The sequence below is a fragment of the Cryobacterium sp. MDB1-18-1 genome, from assembly GCF_004402735.1.
GTDB lineage: Bacteria > Actinomycetota > Actinomycetes > Actinomycetales > Microbacteriaceae > Cryobacterium > Cryobacterium glucosi.
This window is the reverse complement of record NZ_SOFR01000020.1, coordinates 1-15,437: the sequence shown is the minus strand read 5'-3', so window position 1 is coordinate 15,437 and position 15,437 is coordinate 1. Positions and strand designations below refer to the sequence as shown.

The 15,437-nt window shown below is 69.0% G+C and carries 14 protein-coding genes and 1 pseudogene; 7 read left to right on the top strand and 8 right to left on the bottom strand.

All coding sequences use genetic code 11. From position 1 onward, the window contains the following. Positions 1-23: 23 nt before the first annotated feature. The 3 genes from E3O50_RS05525 to E3O50_RS05515 form a co-directional block, all read right to left on the bottom strand. Entirely contained in the window at positions 24-1,022 is a 999-nt protein-coding gene (locus E3O50_RS05525; protein ID WP_134559777.1) for a DNA-formamidopyrimidine glycosylase family protein, read from the bottom strand. A 1-nt stretch (position 1,023) separates the two neighbouring features. Next, positions 1,024-1,557 carry a ribose-5-phosphate isomerase gene (locus E3O50_RS05520; protein WP_134447868.1) on the bottom strand — a complete coding sequence of 178 codons (534 nt, stop codon included), beginning with the start codon at positions 1,555-1,557 and terminating at the stop codon, positions 1,024-1,026. 63 nt (positions 1,558-1,620) lie between these two features. Beyond that, positions 1,621-2,223 carry a DsbA family protein gene (locus tag E3O50_RS05515; RefSeq protein ID WP_134447866.1) on the bottom strand — a complete coding sequence of 201 codons (603 nt, stop codon included), beginning with the start codon at positions 2,221-2,223 and terminating at the stop codon, positions 1,621-1,623. A gap of 186 nt (positions 2,224-2,409) precedes the next feature. Here E3O50_RS05515 and E3O50_RS05510 point away from each other — a divergent pair, with 186 nt between their 5' ends. Both E3O50_RS05510 and E3O50_RS05505 read left to right on the top strand, forming a co-directional pair. Next, the gene (locus E3O50_RS05510; RefSeq protein WP_134559776.1) at positions 2,410-4,002 is read left to right on the top strand and encodes an MFS transporter; all 1,593 of its coding nucleotides are present in this window, start codon (positions 2,410-2,412) and stop codon (positions 4,000-4,002) included. Between the two features lie 114 nt (positions 4,003-4,116). Next, positions 4,117-5,610, top strand: coding sequence for an SDR family NAD(P)-dependent oxidoreductase (locus tag E3O50_RS05505; protein WP_134559775.1), 1,494 nt, complete (start codon positions 4,117-4,119; stop codon positions 5,608-5,610). Between the two features lie 54 nt (positions 5,611-5,664). On the opposite strand, the gene E3O50_RS05500 is transcribed toward E3O50_RS05505, so the two are convergent. The 4 genes from E3O50_RS05500 to E3O50_RS05485 all read right to left on the bottom strand — a co-directional run bounded on the left by E3O50_RS05500 (position 5,665) and on the right by E3O50_RS05485 (position 8,613). Beyond that, a complete protein-coding gene (locus E3O50_RS05500; RefSeq protein ID WP_241975419.1) occupies positions 5,665-6,810 on the bottom strand; it encodes an EAL domain-containing protein in 1,146 nt (381 codons plus the stop codon). A 5-nt stretch (positions 6,811-6,815) separates the two neighbouring features. Continuing rightward, complete coding sequence (locus E3O50_RS05495) at positions 6,816-6,992, bottom strand: DUF1059 domain-containing protein (protein WP_134448101.1); 177 nt, start codon at positions 6,990-6,992, stop codon at positions 6,816-6,818. A 144-nt stretch (positions 6,993-7,136) separates the two neighbouring features. Continuing rightward, positions 7,137-7,943, bottom strand: a complete 807-nt coding sequence (locus E3O50_RS05490; protein ID WP_134447861.1) for a GNAT family N-acetyltransferase — start codon at positions 7,941-7,943, stop codon at positions 7,137-7,139. A 52-nt stretch (positions 7,944-7,995) separates the two neighbouring features. Continuing rightward, positions 7,996-8,613 (bottom strand): GNAT family protein, encoded by a 618-nt coding sequence (locus E3O50_RS05485; protein WP_134559774.1) that lies wholly within the window; start codon positions 8,611-8,613, stop codon positions 7,996-7,998. A 113-nt stretch (positions 8,614-8,726) separates the two neighbouring features. Here E3O50_RS05485 and E3O50_RS05480 point away from each other — a divergent pair, with 113 nt between their 5' ends. After that, entirely contained in the window at positions 8,727-9,134 is a 408-nt protein-coding gene (locus E3O50_RS05480) for a VOC family protein (protein ID WP_134559773.1), read from the top strand. A gap of 77 nt (positions 9,135-9,211) precedes the next feature. Here E3O50_RS05480 and E3O50_RS05475 read toward each other — a convergent pair whose 3' ends face one another. Then, positions 9,212-9,910, bottom strand: coding sequence for a YafY family protein (locus E3O50_RS05475; RefSeq protein WP_174774628.1), 699 nt, complete (start codon positions 9,908-9,910; stop codon positions 9,212-9,214). A gap of 108 nt (positions 9,911-10,018) precedes the next feature. On the opposite strand from E3O50_RS05475, the gene pepN reads away from it, so the two are divergent. The 4 genes and pseudogenes from pepN to E3O50_RS05455 form a co-directional block, all read left to right on the top strand. After that, complete coding sequence (gene pepN / locus E3O50_RS05470) at positions 10,019-12,562, top strand: aminopeptidase N (RefSeq protein ID WP_134559772.1); 2,544 nt, start codon at positions 10,019-10,021, stop codon at positions 12,560-12,562. Between the two features lie 116 nt (positions 12,563-12,678). Further along, positions 12,679-14,007 carry a mechanosensitive ion channel domain-containing protein gene (locus E3O50_RS05465; RefSeq protein ID WP_198413649.1) on the top strand — a complete coding sequence of 443 codons (1,329 nt, stop codon included), beginning with the start codon at positions 12,679-12,681 and terminating at the stop codon, positions 14,005-14,007. A gap of 97 nt (positions 14,008-14,104) precedes the next feature. After that, a complete protein-coding gene (locus E3O50_RS05460; protein ID WP_174774633.1) occupies positions 14,105-14,485 on the top strand; it encodes a globin in 381 nt (126 codons plus the stop codon). A 156-nt stretch (positions 14,486-14,641) separates the two neighbouring features. Further along, positions 14,642-15,437: pseudogene (locus E3O50_RS05455) on the top strand (hypothetical protein); the annotation flags it as partial.

Sequence of the window (15,437 nt, the reverse complement as noted above, 5' to 3'; positions counted from 1 at the left end):
CTCGCTGGCGGGGGGGGTGATCTTCAGGCCTGGCAGGTCGGGCACCAGTAGAGCTTGCGGGCGCCCATCTCCTCGAGCAGGATGTGGGTGCCGCAGACCCGGCAGGGCAGGCCCTCGCGCTTGTAGACCCAGTGCCGGTCCGCGCGATTCTTCATCGCGAGCACCCAGTCGGCGCCGGCGAGGTCGTCCATGGTCATCATCTGGCCGGTTTCGACGCCGATCGTCAGCAGGTGCGCCCAGTCCCGCCAGAGACCGCGCACGGTGTCCTCGGTGAGGCTCTTGCCCGGCGCGTGCGGGTTGACACCGGCCCGGAACAACAGTTCGGCGCGATAGACGTTCCCGATGCCGCTCACCACGGACTGGTCCATCAGGAGCAGTCCGATCGGGGTGGGCTTGCGGCGCACGACGGCCGTGAACCGGTCCTCCGCTGCTGGGCTGTCATCGAGGAGCGGGTCAGGGCCGGCCTTGTCGATGACCGCCTGCACCTCTGCGGCGTCGAGCACCTGGCAGGCGGTGGGGCCGCGCAGGTCCGCGCATACCGTGTCGGTGAGCAGGCGCACCCGCACCTGCCCGACCGGTTCGGGCGGGAAGGTGCCCCGCTGGTCGATCTCCTTCTCCTGCTCGGCCATCCGCACCCGGGTTCGCCGGGGAGCTCCGATGCTCCGGAGCGAGTTCTCCCCCGCGGAGTCGAGGACGGCATCCGCCGGCCCGTCGAGGTCTGTGCCGCGCTGGTTGGTCTGGCCCATCCGGCCGTTGGCGGATGCGATCGTGGCGTCCATCAGGATCTCACCGGCGAAGTCCCACGCTCCGTACATGCCGAGGTGCACCCGCAGCCAGAGCCCGTCGTCGAATTCGAGGAACATCTGCTTGCCGACGGCGCGCGCCCTGGTCATCACGTGCCCGTCGAGCACGGCGGCGCCTTCGACGAAACGGCCTTGCGGCGAGGACAGCTGCACCCGGTGGCCCACGAAGTTGCGCGCGAACTGCCGGGCGATCCGGTGGACGGAATGACCCTCTGGCACGTCAGCGCGCGCTGCGGGCCGGGTCGACGCTGGACGGGTCGATGCGTGCCGGGTCGACCCTGATGCCGGAGATGGACCGGGTGGTCTCGTATTCGAAAAGCTGGCGGATCCGTCGCGCGTGGCGTTCCTCGCCCGTGAACGGTTCGGCGATGAACGCGTCGATGAAGGAGGTCGCCTCCTCGATCGTGTGCTGGCGGGCGCCGATCGAGATGACGTTCGCGTTGTTGTGCTCACGCGCGAGCCGGGCGATGTCCAGGTTCCAGACCAGCGCGGCCCTGACCCCGACGACCTTGTTCGCGGCCATCTGCTCGCCGTTGCCCGATCCCCCGAAGACGACGCCGAGCGCGTCGATGCCCGCGGCCTGGTCGTCGACGACGCCCTGGGCGGCATTGATGCAGAACGACGGGTAGTCGTCGAGCGGGTCGTAGCTCGTGGGCCCGTGGTCGACGACCTCGTGGCCGGCCTCGGTCAGGTGACCGACGAGGAAACGGCTGAAATCGTGGCCGGCATGGTCAGTGGCGAGGTGAATGCGCATGACCCCATACTATTTGCCGTCCCGTGCGATCGCCGTCCTGCTCCCGGCGCCGCCGGCATCCGCTCAGTCGAAGATCGGACCGACCGTGCGGGTTCGCTTCATCTCGAAGAAACCGGGGTACGCGGCCACGGCCACGACGCCGTCCCACAGTTTCGTCGCGGCTTCGCCCCTGGGCGCCGGCGAGATGACCGGGCCGAAGAAGGCGACATCGTTCACCGCGATGACCGGGGTGCCGACGTCCTGGCCGACCCGGTTCATCCCGTCGAAGTGGCTTGCGCGCATCTCCGGGTCGTAGTGGTCGCTGTCGGCCCACGCGGCGAAGTCCGCCGGAAGGCCGACCTCGGCGAGCGCCGCCGGGATGACCTCGTCGGGGTTCGTGCTGCCGCCGGGGTGGATCCGGGTGCCGAGTGCGTCGTAGAGGGCCTTCACGGTCGCCTGCCCGTGCAGCTCCTGCGCCGCCTGCACGAGGCGGGTGTACCGGAGAGCCCGGGGGAAGAACGCGGCGTACTCTTCGCTCACGTCGTTGTCCTCATTGAGCACCGCGAGGCTCATCACCTTCCAGGTGACGTCGAGGTCACGCTGTGAGGCCACCTCATCCACCCAGCGGGAGGTCATCCAGGCCCAGGGGCAGGAGGGGTCGAACCAGAACTTCACGGTGTCCGTCATCGCACCAGCCTAGGTGCACGCACACCCGCATCCGCTCGCTCCGCGAAGGTGAAGAAACCCCTGCCCAGCGTCGGTATCCCACCAAAAAATTCGGTTTGACGGCGTTTTTGGACTAAAATTGCTCGTTATGCCCGAAAAGGGCCAGCTCCACGTCGCGAGCAAGTGATCTCCACGAGAGAAGTTCAAATGCCCAGAGACCGTAGTTTGTCAGACTCTATGCTCGGTGCCAAGCGCGCCATAATCAAGACCAAAAAGCCCCTCCTGCAGCGTCGCCTGAGGGTCTCCCACGTCAACGTCGTCGACCAGCCGATGCTCAAGAAGGCACTCGGCGGAACCATCGTGGGAAACACCATGGAATGGTACGACGTCGGCGTGTTCGGCTACCTCATCACGACCATGGGACCGGTGTTCCTCCCCGAGGCCGACAAGTCGGTCCAGACCCTGTTCCTCCTCGGCACCTTCGCCGCCACCTTCATCGCCCGCCCCATCGGCGGCGTCTTCTTCGGCTGGCTCGGCGACAAGATCGGCCGCCAGAAGGTCCTCGCCATGACGCTGATGATCATGGCCGCGTCGACGTTCGTGGTCGGCATCCTGCCGAACTACGCGATGATCGGCAGCTGGGCCGCCGCTCTCCTGGTGTTGACCAAGCTCGTCCAGGGCTTCTCCACCGGTGGCGAGTACGCCGGTGCCACCACCTTCGTCAGCGAACACGCCCCGGACAAGCACCGCGGGTTCTTCGCGAGCTTCCTCGACATGGGCAGCTACCTCGGCTTCGCGATCGGCGCCGCACTCGTGTCGATCCTGCAGGTCACCCTGGGCCAGCCGGCCATGGAGGACTGGGGCTGGCGCCTGCCGTTCCTGCTCGCCGGACCGCTCGGCCTGATCGCCATCTACTTCCGGATGAAGATCGAGGAATCCCCCGCCTTCCAGGCCACCCTCGACGCCAAGGAAGCAGCGTCACTGGATCCGAACGGCACCGACGCGGCCCCGAACGGCCCGCTGACCATCTTCAAGGCGCACTGGCGGGGCATCCTGCTCGCCATGATCCTCGTCGCAGCAGCCAACACCGTCGGCTATGCGCTCACCTCGTACATGCCGACCTACCTGACGAGTTCGCTCGGGTACGACGAGCTGCACGGCACCCTGCTCACCATCCCGGTGCTCGTCATCATGGCGCTCTGCATCCCGCTGACCGGGCACCTGTCCGACAAGATCGGCCGCCGACCGGTGCTCTGGGTCGGTGCGATCAGCACGGTCGTGCTCTCGATCCCGGCGTTCATGCTGATCGGTGTCGGCGAGATCTGGTCGACCCTGCTCGGTCTTGCCCTGATCGCGTTCCCGGTGACGTTCTACGTGTCGAACCTCGCCTCGGCCCTGCCCGCGCTGTTCCCGACCGAGAGCCGGTACGGCGCGATGGGCATCGCGTACAACTTCGCGGTCGCCATCTTCGGTGGAACCACCCCGTTCATCATCGCGGCCCTCATCGAGGCAACGGGCGACGACATGATGCCCGCCTACTACCTGATGGCCACCTCGGCTGTCGGAGCGGTGAGCATCTTCTTCCTCAAGGAGAGCGCCCAGCGCCCCCTGCCCGGCTCGATGCCGAGCGTCGACTCCGTCTTCGAGGCACGGGAACTCGTCGCCACCCAGGACGAGAACCCGAACCTCGACACCAATGAGATGCCGTTCGACCACACCTATGAGCCGGCGACGAGCTCGATCGACGCCATTCTCCCGGAGCCCGAAACCGAGCCAGAGCGCCACCCGGTCGGCGTCTAGCACCACCGGCATCCGCCCCAGGGGCACGCGGCGTCCGTCCCCTGGGACGGACGCCGCTTCTTCGTCAGGCGGTCCGCCCGGGCGGCGTCCGGGAGCGGCCCGTACTATTGACGGATGACCATCGAGCCTTCCGCAGAGTCCGTGCCCGTCCCGAGCATCGACCCCGGCGACCTCGAGACCGCCCTGCGAGTGCTCGCCTCCCTCGCCGCACTCGACCAGGAAGACCCGGACTTCGTCACCGTCCGGCAGGCGACCGCGAAGATGTTCAAGTCGGTCAAGCAGGTGCGCCGCGGCGAGAAGCGGGCCCTGATCGCGGAGGCCGACCGTGAGGTCATCGCGGCGACCGCGACCGGCGCCCCGACCCGGATCGACGACGAGACCGTCGGCGCCCAGCTGCGCCTCGGCACCGACCGGGCGTCGGCAGGCGAGCTTCTCGTTCCGCGGGCGTGCTACATCTGCAAGCAGAAGTACACCCTCGTCGACGCGTTCTACCACCAGCTCTGCCCGGCCTGCGCTGCGATGAGCCACGGGAAGCGCGACGCCCGCACCGACCTGACCGGCAAGCGCGCACTCCTCACCGGCGGCCGGGCCAAGATCGGCATGTACATCGCGCTGCGGCTGCTTCGGGACGGCGCCCACACCACCATCACGACCCGGTTCCCCCGGGACGCGGTCAGGCGCTTCACCGCGATGCCCGACTCCGGCGACTGGCTGCACCGGCTGCGGATCGTCGGCATCGACCTGCGCGACCCCGCCCAGGTGATCGGCCTCGCCGACTCCGTCGCGGCAGCAGGCACCCTGGACATCCTGATCAATAACGCGGCGCAGACCGTGCGCCGCTCCCCCGGTTCGTACTCGATGCTCGTCGAGGCGGAGTCTTCGCCGCTGCCGGCCGATTCCGTGCCCGAGATCGTCAGCTTCGGCCACACCAACGACGCCCACCCGAGCGCCCTCGCCGCCTCGGTGACGAGCCACCCGATCCTCGCCGCCGCGACCGTGTCTGCAACCGAAGCGCTCACCGCGGACGACCTCACCGCGCTCGCGCTCGCACCCGGCTCGTCCTCGCTCGCCCGGCACGCGGCCGGTACCGCGATCGACGCGGGCGGCCTCGTTCCCGACCTGCACTCCGCCAACAGCTGGACCGCCAACGTCGAGGACGTCGACCCGCTCGAGATGCTCGAGGTGCAGCTCTGCAACACGACGGCGCCGTTCCTGCTCGTGAGCCGTCTGCGGGCCTCGCTCGCGGCATCCACTGCCCGGCGCACGTACATCGTCAACGTGTCGGCGATGGAGGGCGTCTTCGGCCGCGGTTACAAGGGGCCAGGCCACCCGCATACGAACATGGCCAAGGCCGCGCTCAACATGCTCACCCGCACGAGCGCGAAGGAGATGCTCGGCGACGGGATCCTGATGACGAGCGTCGACACCGGCTGGATCACCGACGAGCGGCCGCACCCGACCAAGCTGCGCCTCGCCGGGGAGGGCTTCCATGCCCCGCTCGACCTCGTCGACGGTGCGGCGCGGGTCTACGACCCGATCGTGCGCGGCGAGGCAGGCGAGGACCTCTACGGCGTCTTCCTCAAGGACTACAAGCCCGCAGCCTGGTAGCCCGGGGGCTCGGCTGCACGACTGCCGCCGGAGGAGCGGGGCTGTCGACCGCACTCACGACCGGTCGGAACCGGCCACCGCGGTGACCAGACGTTCCAGGCGGGCGATGCCCGTGAAACGGCCGGCGTTGTCGGTCGCGAGGAGCGGGTCGAACCTGCTCGTCTCGTCGCGGGTCATCGCGCGCTTGAGTGCCTCGGTGATGGGCGTGTCCAGGTTCACCCTGAGGCCCTGGCTCACGACCCCGAGCCGGGCGGATCCACCGCCGAGCGCCGCCACCGGGCGATGGTGCTCATCAATGAGCACAACGGAGCGCAGCCTCGGTTGTGCGCCGAAGGCGGCGGCGGCGGCGGCGACGCTTTCGACGGTCGGAACGACCTCGAGTACGTCCCGGATCACCGCGGCCGCGCTGGACACTCGTCGCGCGGCGAGGCGGAGCGCCACGTCGACGTCGATCCCGGCCCACGGCGGCGCCGGCCGCGCGAGCACGTAGCCCTGCAGGAGGGGCACCCCGAGGGCGACGAGCGCGTCGAGTTCCTCGACGGTCTCGACGCCTTCCCCGAGCAGCCACGCGTCGACCCGGCCCGCGAAGGTTCCGACCATTTCGACGAGCGCGAGTTTCGCCTCGTCACGATCGAGATCCTGGATCAGGGCCCTGTCGAGCTTGATCATCGAGGGGCGGAGCGAAAGCAGATGCCGCAAGCCGGCATACCCGGATCCGGCGTCGTCGACGGCGATCAGACCGCCCGCCGCCCGCACCTCGTGGAGATAGGGCTCGAGGGACAGGTAGGACTCGATGGGCGCCTGTTCGGTCAACTCGATGATCAGGCCCCCGAGGTCACCCTCGTCCCGCCACACCTCGCGGACACTCTCGCACGACAGCAGGTCCGGCGACACGTTGAGGGTCAGGAAGCAGTTCCGCGGCAGGGTCGGGCGCGCCACGAGCGCCGTGCGCAGTGCGAGCACCTCGAGTTCTTCCGCCCGGCCGTGCGCGCGGGCTGCGGCGAACCAGCTCTCCGGGTTCCGCTCGGAGTATCCCGAGAACCTGGTCAGGGCCTCATACCCGACGATCACGCCTCTGGCGGAGTCGACGATCGGCTGGTAGACGCTCGACACACCCTCTCCCCGGCAGGCCGCGGCGAGCATGGAGTCCCAGCCTGCGTCGCCGGGGGCGCGATCGGCCCGAACGCGGTCGGCCGGCACGAGCGTCAGCCGACCGGGACGATGGTGGCCAGCACGGCCTGTTCGAGCTCTGGCGAGACCTCGCTCAATCCGTGCACGGCGGCGGCATGAGCCGACACCTGAAACAGGATTTCGTCATCCGTCGAGCACACCCAACGGGCCTCGCAGCCCGGCACCACATCTCCACAAGCAAACGATTTCACCAGCCCCACCCTCATCTAGATTGCAAGCATAAACGCATCCCGCCGACGGTCGTCGCCGCGCCATGCACTCGGAGACGCAGCCTCTCCGCCCACGATTATGTTCGGAGTGTGCGGCCGTGCGGATTGGATCGCCGGGAACCGGGTTCAGTCGTGCTTCGGGGTCCAGACGTATGGCGTTGTCGTCGTGACGGCCTCGAAGCCGAGGCGCAGCAGGATCGGCAGGCTGTCGTCCGAGGCGTCAACCTGGAGGTAGGGCACGCCGCGGCGGGCGGCGAGCTGCGCACGGGCGGCGACGAGGGCCCGGTAGACGCCCCTGCCGCGCCACTCGGCGAGGGTCGACCCGCCCCAGAGCCCGGCGAAATCGGTGCCGGGCTGGAATTCCAGGCGGGCGGACGAGACGAGCCGGTCCCCCGCCTCGGCGACGATGATCACGACGTCATCGCCCGCTTCCCGCACGCTCGACTCGAGGTCGTCGGCGAGCCAGGCATGGTCCTCGCCCCACACCTCGGTCTGCAGCGCGGCGATCCGCTCGAAGTCCGCTCGAGTCGTGACCCGGCGCAGGGTGATCCCCTCCGGCACTGTCGGGGCGGATGCGAGCGGCCCGGTCAGCCCGATCACGACGGTCTCGCGGTCCTCGGCCACAAAGCCCGCGGCCTCGAGCCGTTCGGGCAGGTCGGCGGGCAGGTCGTGGCTACGGGTCTTCCATTCGACGGGCTCGCCGCGGGCCGCGAAGAAGTCGCGGTGGCGGCGGATCAGGGCGTCGAGGTCCGCGCCACGCACGCCGACGTCCTGCGCCGTCTCGACGAAGCCGCGGGTGCGGCCGACGACCCGCAGCACGGGCCCCTCGAGCTCGTAGACGGGGGAAGCTGGCGGCACAGCGGGCACCCACAGGCGGAGCTGGTCGTCGTAGGCGGAGAGCAGGGCTGCTGCAGATGCGACGGTGGATGTCATTGGCGTCAGCCTACGACGCGGCGCGACCGCCGGCATCCGGTTCGGTCGGCGTTCACGCGCCCGGGGTTTCGGCGAGCGCTGCATACCGGGCGAGCCCCTCGCGGAGGCCGAGGCGCACGGCCGGCCACTCGGCAGCGATGATCGAGAACACCACGGTGTCGCGCACGGCGCCCTCCGGCCCGACGGAGTGGCTGCGGAGCACGCCGTCCTGCTTCGCACCGAGCGCTGCGATCGCGGCGCGGGACTGCCGGTTGTGCCAGTGCGTGCGGAACTCGACCGCGATGCAGTCGAGCTCCTCGAAGGCATACCCGAGCAGCAGCAGCTTCGCCTCCCTGTTGGCGCCGGTGCCCTGGGCGCTCTTTCCCAGCCACGTCGAGCCGATCTCGAGCCGCTGCTGGTCGGGGCTCGGGTGCATAAAGGTCGTCATGCCGACCATGGCCCCCGTCGAGGTCAGGCGGATGCCCCACGGCATCATCTGCCCGGACGCGGCGAGCTCGAGGCGCCGGTCGATCTCCGCGGCCATGGCCTCCGGCCGCGGGACCGCCGTGTACCAGGCACGCCACAGCTCGCCCTCCGCCACGGCGACGGCGAGTTCGGCCGCGTGCTCAGGGGCGAGTGGCTCGAGGGTGACGCGGGTTCCGGAGAGTCGGGGCGCTGCGGCGAATTCCATGCCTCGACCCTATTCGATCGGATTCTGCCGTTAAACACCGACAGGGGGTTGTCGTACGCGGGCTCGAGACTGGCTCCTGCCGGGATGCTCCCGGCCAGACAAGGACCGTACCGATGAACCTCGTATCCGTTCGATTGATCACCGACGACGTGAAGCGCCTGGTCGCCTTCTACGAACGCGCACTCCGCACACCGGCCAGCTGGTCGACCGATGACTTCGCCGAGATACGCACCCCGACGGGGACTCTGGCGATCGGCAGCACGCGGACCGTCGGCCTCTTCGGGCCCGGAGCCGCGCGCCCGGCCGACAACCACACCGCGATCATCGAGTTCCTCGTCGCGGACGTCGACGCCGAATACGCCAGGCTCTCCCCCTGGCTCACCGATGTCGTCACCGTGCCAACGACCATGCCCTGGGGCAACCGGTCCCTGCTGGTGCGCGACCCCGACGGTACTCTGCTCAACTTCTTCACACCCGTGACAGCGGACGCCGTCGCCAGGTTCGCCGGCCACGACCGGTAGGGCCGGGCTCAGACTCAGGCCCAGGGCCCTGGCCGCGATGCCGGCGTGTACACCGGCCACCGCCGTGTGCCCGTCGCCTACCCCAGGTCGAGCCGGGTGACGACGCCGTACGGGATGTCCAGATCGTCCCTGGCCAGCGGGCGGGGATCGGGCGTCTCTGCCGTCACCGACACGGACACGATCCGGTCGACGCGGAAGGCGCGCACGCCGTCGCGCAGCCGGCACCAGCCGAGCAGGTACCAGTGCGTCGGCGATCCGACGTAGCCGAGCGGTTCGACGTCGCGCCGGGTCAGGGCGCCTGCCGTGTCCCGGTAGGCGAGGCGCAGCACCCGGCCGGTCGACAGGGCGCTCGCCACGCTGTGCGGAACCGCCGGGAGCGGATGCCCGTCGCCGAGCAGGTGGATGCGCCCGGCCAGCTCCCGTGCGGCACGCGCGTCGTCAGCCTGCATCGCGGCCAGGAGTTTGGGCAGGGCGGAGCGTGCGGCGGCCCGGAACGGCGTTTCCTCGAGCAGTCGGAGACCGACGGAGAGGGCGACGGCCTCGTCCGGGGTGAGGTTCACCGGTGGCAGTGTCCGCCGCTGGTCCAGACAATAGCCGCCGGTGCGCCCGTGCTCGGCCCAGATCGGCACCCCGGACTGTTGCAGTGCACTGATGTCGCGCTCGATCGTGCGCGAGCTGATCTCGAAGCGCCCGGCCAGCCATCCCGCACTGCGCGGGCGTGGCGCGACCGCGCGCAGTTCCTCCACGATCGCATAGAGGCGGTCGGTCCGGTTCACGCCAGCCACTCTAACGGCAGGCACCGACCTTGCCGTCAAGGATCGGTAGGCTTAAGAGACGTGCGACCGGCGCCAGAAGCGCCGGTCGAGACTGAGATGGAGAAAACGTTGCCAGGAGAGAACCTCACCCGGATCGAAGCCCAGGAGCGCGCAGCGCTCGTCACTGTGCAGAAGTACGCGATCAGCCTTGACCTCACGACGGGTCCCGAAACCTTCGCGAGCACCACGACGGTCACCTTCACCGCGACCCCGGGTGCCTCGACGTTCATCGACGCGATCACGCGCACGGTGCACGCAGTGACCCTCAACGGGGTCGACCTCGACCCGGCAAGCGTGAGCGACGGCATCCGCATTCAGCTCGATGGTCTCGCCGCAGAGAACACGCTCACCGTCGTCGCCGACGCCGAGTACACGAACACCGGTGAGGGCCTGCACCGTTTCGTCGACCCGGTCGACAACGAGGTCTACCTCTACAGCCAGTTCGAGGTTCCGGACTCCCGCCGCGTGTTCGCGGTCTTCGAGCAGCCCGACCTCAAGGCCGCGTTCCAGTTCACCGTGACGGCCCCCGGCGAATGGGAGGTCGTCTCCAACTCGACGACGCCCGAGCCCACGGATGCCGGCAACGGCGCGAAGACCTGGGCGTTCGAGCCCACCCACACGATCTCGAGCTACATCACGGCGCTCATCGCCGGCCCGTACGCGGTCATCCGCAGCGAGCTCACCTCGAGCGACGGCCGGATCATCCCCCTCGGCCTGTTCAGCCGCAAGAGCCTGTCCCAGTTCCTCGACTCCGACTACCTCTTCGAGAAGACCCGCCAGGGCTTCGCCTACTTCGAGGAGAAGTTCAACTACCCGTATCCCTTCGACAAGTACGACCAGCTCTTCGTGCCGGAGTTCAACGCGGGCGCGATGGAGAACGCCGGAGCGGTCACCTTCACCGAGACCTACGTCTTCCGGTCCAAGGTCACGGATGCCATCAAGGAACGCCGCGTCGTCACCGTGCTGCACGAACTCGCGCACATGTGGTTCGGCGACCTCGTCACGATGAAGTGGTGGAACGACCTGTGGCTCAACGAGTCCTTCGCTGAGTGGGCCTCGACCATCGCCACTGCCGAAGCGACCGAGTGGACAGAGGCCTGGACCACCTTCGCCGTGATGGAGAAGAGCTGGGCATACAAGCAGGACCAGCTGCCCTCGACCCACCCCGTCGTCGCGACCATCACCGACTTCGATGACGTGCTCGTCAACTTCGACGGCATCACCTACGCCAAGGGCGGATCTGTCCTCAAGCAGCTCGTCGCCTGGGTCGGCCGCGACGAGTTCTTCGCCGGCGTCGCCTCCTACTTCGCCAAGCACCAGTGGGGCAACACCGAGCTCAACGACCTCCTCGTCGAGCTCGAGGCATCCAGCGGCCGCGACCTCTCCGGCTGGGCCGCGAAGTGGCTCGAGACCGCGGGCGTCAACACCCTCCGCCCCGAGATCGCCGTGGACGCCGCCGGGGTCATCACCGGCTTCTCCGTGCTGCAGAGCGCGACCGCCGACTACCCGACGATCCGCCCGCACCGCCTCGCGATCGGGTTCTACGACCTCGTCGACGGGCAGCTCGTGCGCACCCACCGGGTCGAGATCGACGTCGACGGAGAGAAGACGGATGTTGCCGAACTCGTCAGCCGCGCCCGCCCGGCCCTCGTGCTCCTCAACGACGACGACCTCGCCTATGCGAAGGTCCGGCTCGACCCGGCCTCGCAGGAGGTGGCCCTCGAGAACCTCGCCGCGATCGAGAGCCCACTCGCCCGCGCCATCGTCTGGGGTGCGATCTGGGACGCCACCCGCGACGCCGAGACCGGCGCCCGCGACTTCGTGAGCCTCGTGCTCGGCAACATCGCGAGCGAGACAGAGTCGACCACCCTGCGCACCGTGCTCGGCCAGCTCGTGCTCGCCGCGAACTATTATGTGGCTCCCGAGTTCCAGGCCTCGACGCTGACCGAGGTCGGCGACGCGCTCTGGTCCCTCGCCCAGCACGCCGAGCCCGGCAGCGACGCGCAGTTCCAGTTCGTGAAGTTCTTCGCCTCCGTCGCCGCCACCGACAGCCAGCTCGCGAGCGTCGCGGCCCTCCGGAACGGAACGGTCCCGCTCGAGGGGCTCGAGATCGACACCGACCTCGCCTGGGAGCTGCTCATCGCCCTTGCCGCCGGCGGCAAGGTCGACGGCGCGGAGATCGACGCGGCGCACGCTGCGGACAACACCGCGACCGGCGCCCAGTCGGCCGCGCAGGCTCGCGCCGCTCTTCCGACCCCGGAGGCCAAGCAGGCCGCCTGGGATTCCCTGATCGAGACGGACACCGCCCCGAATACGATCGTGCGCGTCACCGCGGCCGGGTTCCTGCGCGCGAACGACACGAGCCTGCTCGAGCCGTTCGTCGACACCTACTTCGCGATGCTGCAGCCGATCTGGGTCTCCCGCAGCTTCTCGATCGCGGAGAAGCTCATCATCGGCCTCTACCCGTCCCCGCTCGCCAACCAGGCGCTCGTCGAGGCGACCCGCACGTGGCTCGACGCCAACCCCGAGCCCGTCGCACTGCGTCGCCTCGTGATCGAGAACCTCGCGGGAGTGGAACGTTCCCTCGCCGCCCAGGCGCGCGACGCCGAGTAGCCACAGGCGGCATCCGCCGGCCCGAACGGCCTCGCCCCTCAGGGGGCGGGGCCGTTTTCACGTTGGCGGGGCGCTCAGGGTTCGCCCGGTCGGCTCTCGGTAGACTCGAAAGCGCTATGAACTGGGACATTATCTGGGCTGAAATCGTCAAATACTTCACAACGACCCTCGGGCTACAACTGCTGCAGGTGCTCGGAATCCTCATCGTCGCGTTCGCGGTGCACTGGATCCTGCAGTTCGTGATCCGCCGCGTGGTGATCCAGATTGTCACCGGCGTCAAGCGCACCCAGAAGGTTGAGGACACCCGGGCGCTCAATGTGTCCCCGGTCGCCGCCGTTCGCGTCGTGCAGCGCACCCGTACGCTCGGCTCCGTACTGACCAACATCGTCAATGTGCTCGTCGTGATCATCGCCGGCCTGCTCATCCTGCAGGTGATGGCCCCGAGCATCCTGGGCTCGTTCGCCCTGCTGACGGCCGCGATCGGCGCCGGCCTCGGCTTCGGTGCCCAGAACATCGTCAAGGACATCCTGAACGGCCTGTTCATGGTCATGGAGGACCAGCTCGGCGTTGGCGACATCGTCGACACCGGGTTCGCCTCCGGCGTCGTGGAGACGGTCGGCATCCGCATCACCCAGATCCGCGACGTGAACGGCACGCTCTGGTTCGTGCGCAACGGCGAGATCCTCCGGGTCGGCAACATGTCGCAGGGCTGGGCCCGCGTCATCATCGACCTGCCCATCCCGTACAGCTCGGACGTCGAAGCCATCCAGTCCGAAATGCTGCGGGTCGCGACGGCGCTCGCCTCGAGTCGCAAATGGCGGTCGATCATCCTCGAGAAGCCGGAGATCTGGGGCCTCGAGTCGATTTCCGCCGAGGCCCTTGTCACCCGGCTCGCCGTGAAGGTGCGTGTCTCGGCGAAGTGGGACTTCGCCCGCGACCTGCGCCTGCACCTGAAGCTCGCGCTCGACAGCCTCGGGGTTTCGCTCACTCCGCTCAACAGCGTCGTGATGACGGGGTCGGACGACGGCTCGGATGCCACGCCGCCGACGAACCCCGTCGATATCGCCGCCGTCGCCGCGGCCGCGGAACCCGATCCGCTGCCGCACATCGAGGTTGTTCCGCTCAAGAAGGCCAGGACCCCACGCGGGCCCCGCAAGGCCAAGTCCGTTCCCAAGAAGGAAGCCCCGGTCGACGACGCTCCCGGCGAGGCTGCCCAGGCCCCCGCCCCACGGGCAACCGCACCCCGCGCTCCGCGAGCCCCCAAGACTTCCGCCACCCCGACCACCCCGACCACCGCGACCGCTCCAGCCACCCCGAAGGCTCAGGCAGCCCCGAAGGCTCCGACTGTTCCGAAGGCTCCGACTGTTCCGACGCCGGACGCCGCCCACCCGGGCCCGCCGACTCCCGAAACCGAACCCACCCCCGAGGGATCCCATGACGACTGACCCCGCCCAGCCACCGGCATCCGCCCCCGCCCCGACCCCGGTCGACCCCGCACTGCCTGCCCGGGTGCTGCTGCGCAACGGTGAGAACGGTGCCGCGATCGGTGCCTCGTTCTACGAGCAGGTCGGCGGGCGACCGTTCTTCGAGAGGCTCGTCACCGAGTTCTACCGGGGTGTCGCCGGCGACCCCGTGCTGAAGCCGATGTATCCGGAGGACGACCTCGGCCCAGCGGCAGCGCGCCTCACCGGGTTCCTCGAGCAGTACTGGGGCGGCCCGGGCACCTACAGCGAACAGCGCGGACACCCGCGGCTGCGCCAGCGGCACCAGCCCTTCAAGGTCAACCCGGACGCCAGGGACCGCTGGCTGCTGCACATGCGTGCCGCGGTCGACTCCTGCGAGCTGCCCGAGCTGCAGCGAACCGTGCTCTGGGACTACCTCGAGCGCGCGGCACACGCCATGTTGAACACGTTCGACGACTGATCTCAGGGCGTCTCCAACCGTCCCTGGAGGGGAGAACAGGCTCTCGAAAGAACGAGAACGTTGTGAATTCGCCTCAACACGTACCTGATCAGAGTAGATTTCCACATACCTGAGCCATGCTCAGAGAATGTCGGTGGTGGGTCGTAACGTGGGGGCATGACCAACCACTCGGAGTCGCCCGCTTCGCCCGATCGGCCGCATGGCGGTGCGTCTCCCAGTACGCCCGTCACCGTGCTGGTGCCGGATGCTGTCGCGGCCTTGGGAAGGTCATCAGCTGACTACGACGCGCTCAGCGACGAGCAGGTTCTTGCCGGGCAAGCGTTGATCGCGGATTCCCGGCGGGCGCTGGAGACGTGTGCCGCGTGGATGGCGGCGACCCTCGCCCGCCGTTCCCGGGCTGAACTCGGCGGGAACGGGCTCGCGGCCCGGCACGGGTTCCGGACCCCGGAAGACCTGCTGCAGAGCGTGTCTGGGTCAAGCAAGGGCGATGCTGTCAAGCTCCTCGGGGTGGGCCGGCTGCTGGCCGAGGCCGACGCCGCCGAGAAGGCCGCCCGCGAAGCCGCCGAGGCGCAGAAGTTACTCGACGGGACTCCGCCCCTCAACGAGGCCGCTCCAGACCTGCCGCCGGTCGACCCGCCGGTTCCTGCTGCCGCGGTTCCGCCGTGGCACGCGCCGATCGGCCGGGCCCTGCGCGAGGGCTGGCTGAGCGTCGAGAAGGCGGACTCGCTCCGGAAAGGCCTGGGCGACCTGGACCGGGCGATCACGCCGGAGAAACTCGCGACGGCCCTGACCCGGCTCCTCGCCGAAGCGCGCACGGTGAACGCTGACCAGCTGTTCAAGCGCGCCCGGCGGATGCGGGACGTGCTCGATGAGGCCGGCATCGCCGCCCGGGAGAAGGCCGTCTACGACGACCGGTCCCTGCGGTTCTGGCGACTCCACACGGGGCAGGTGC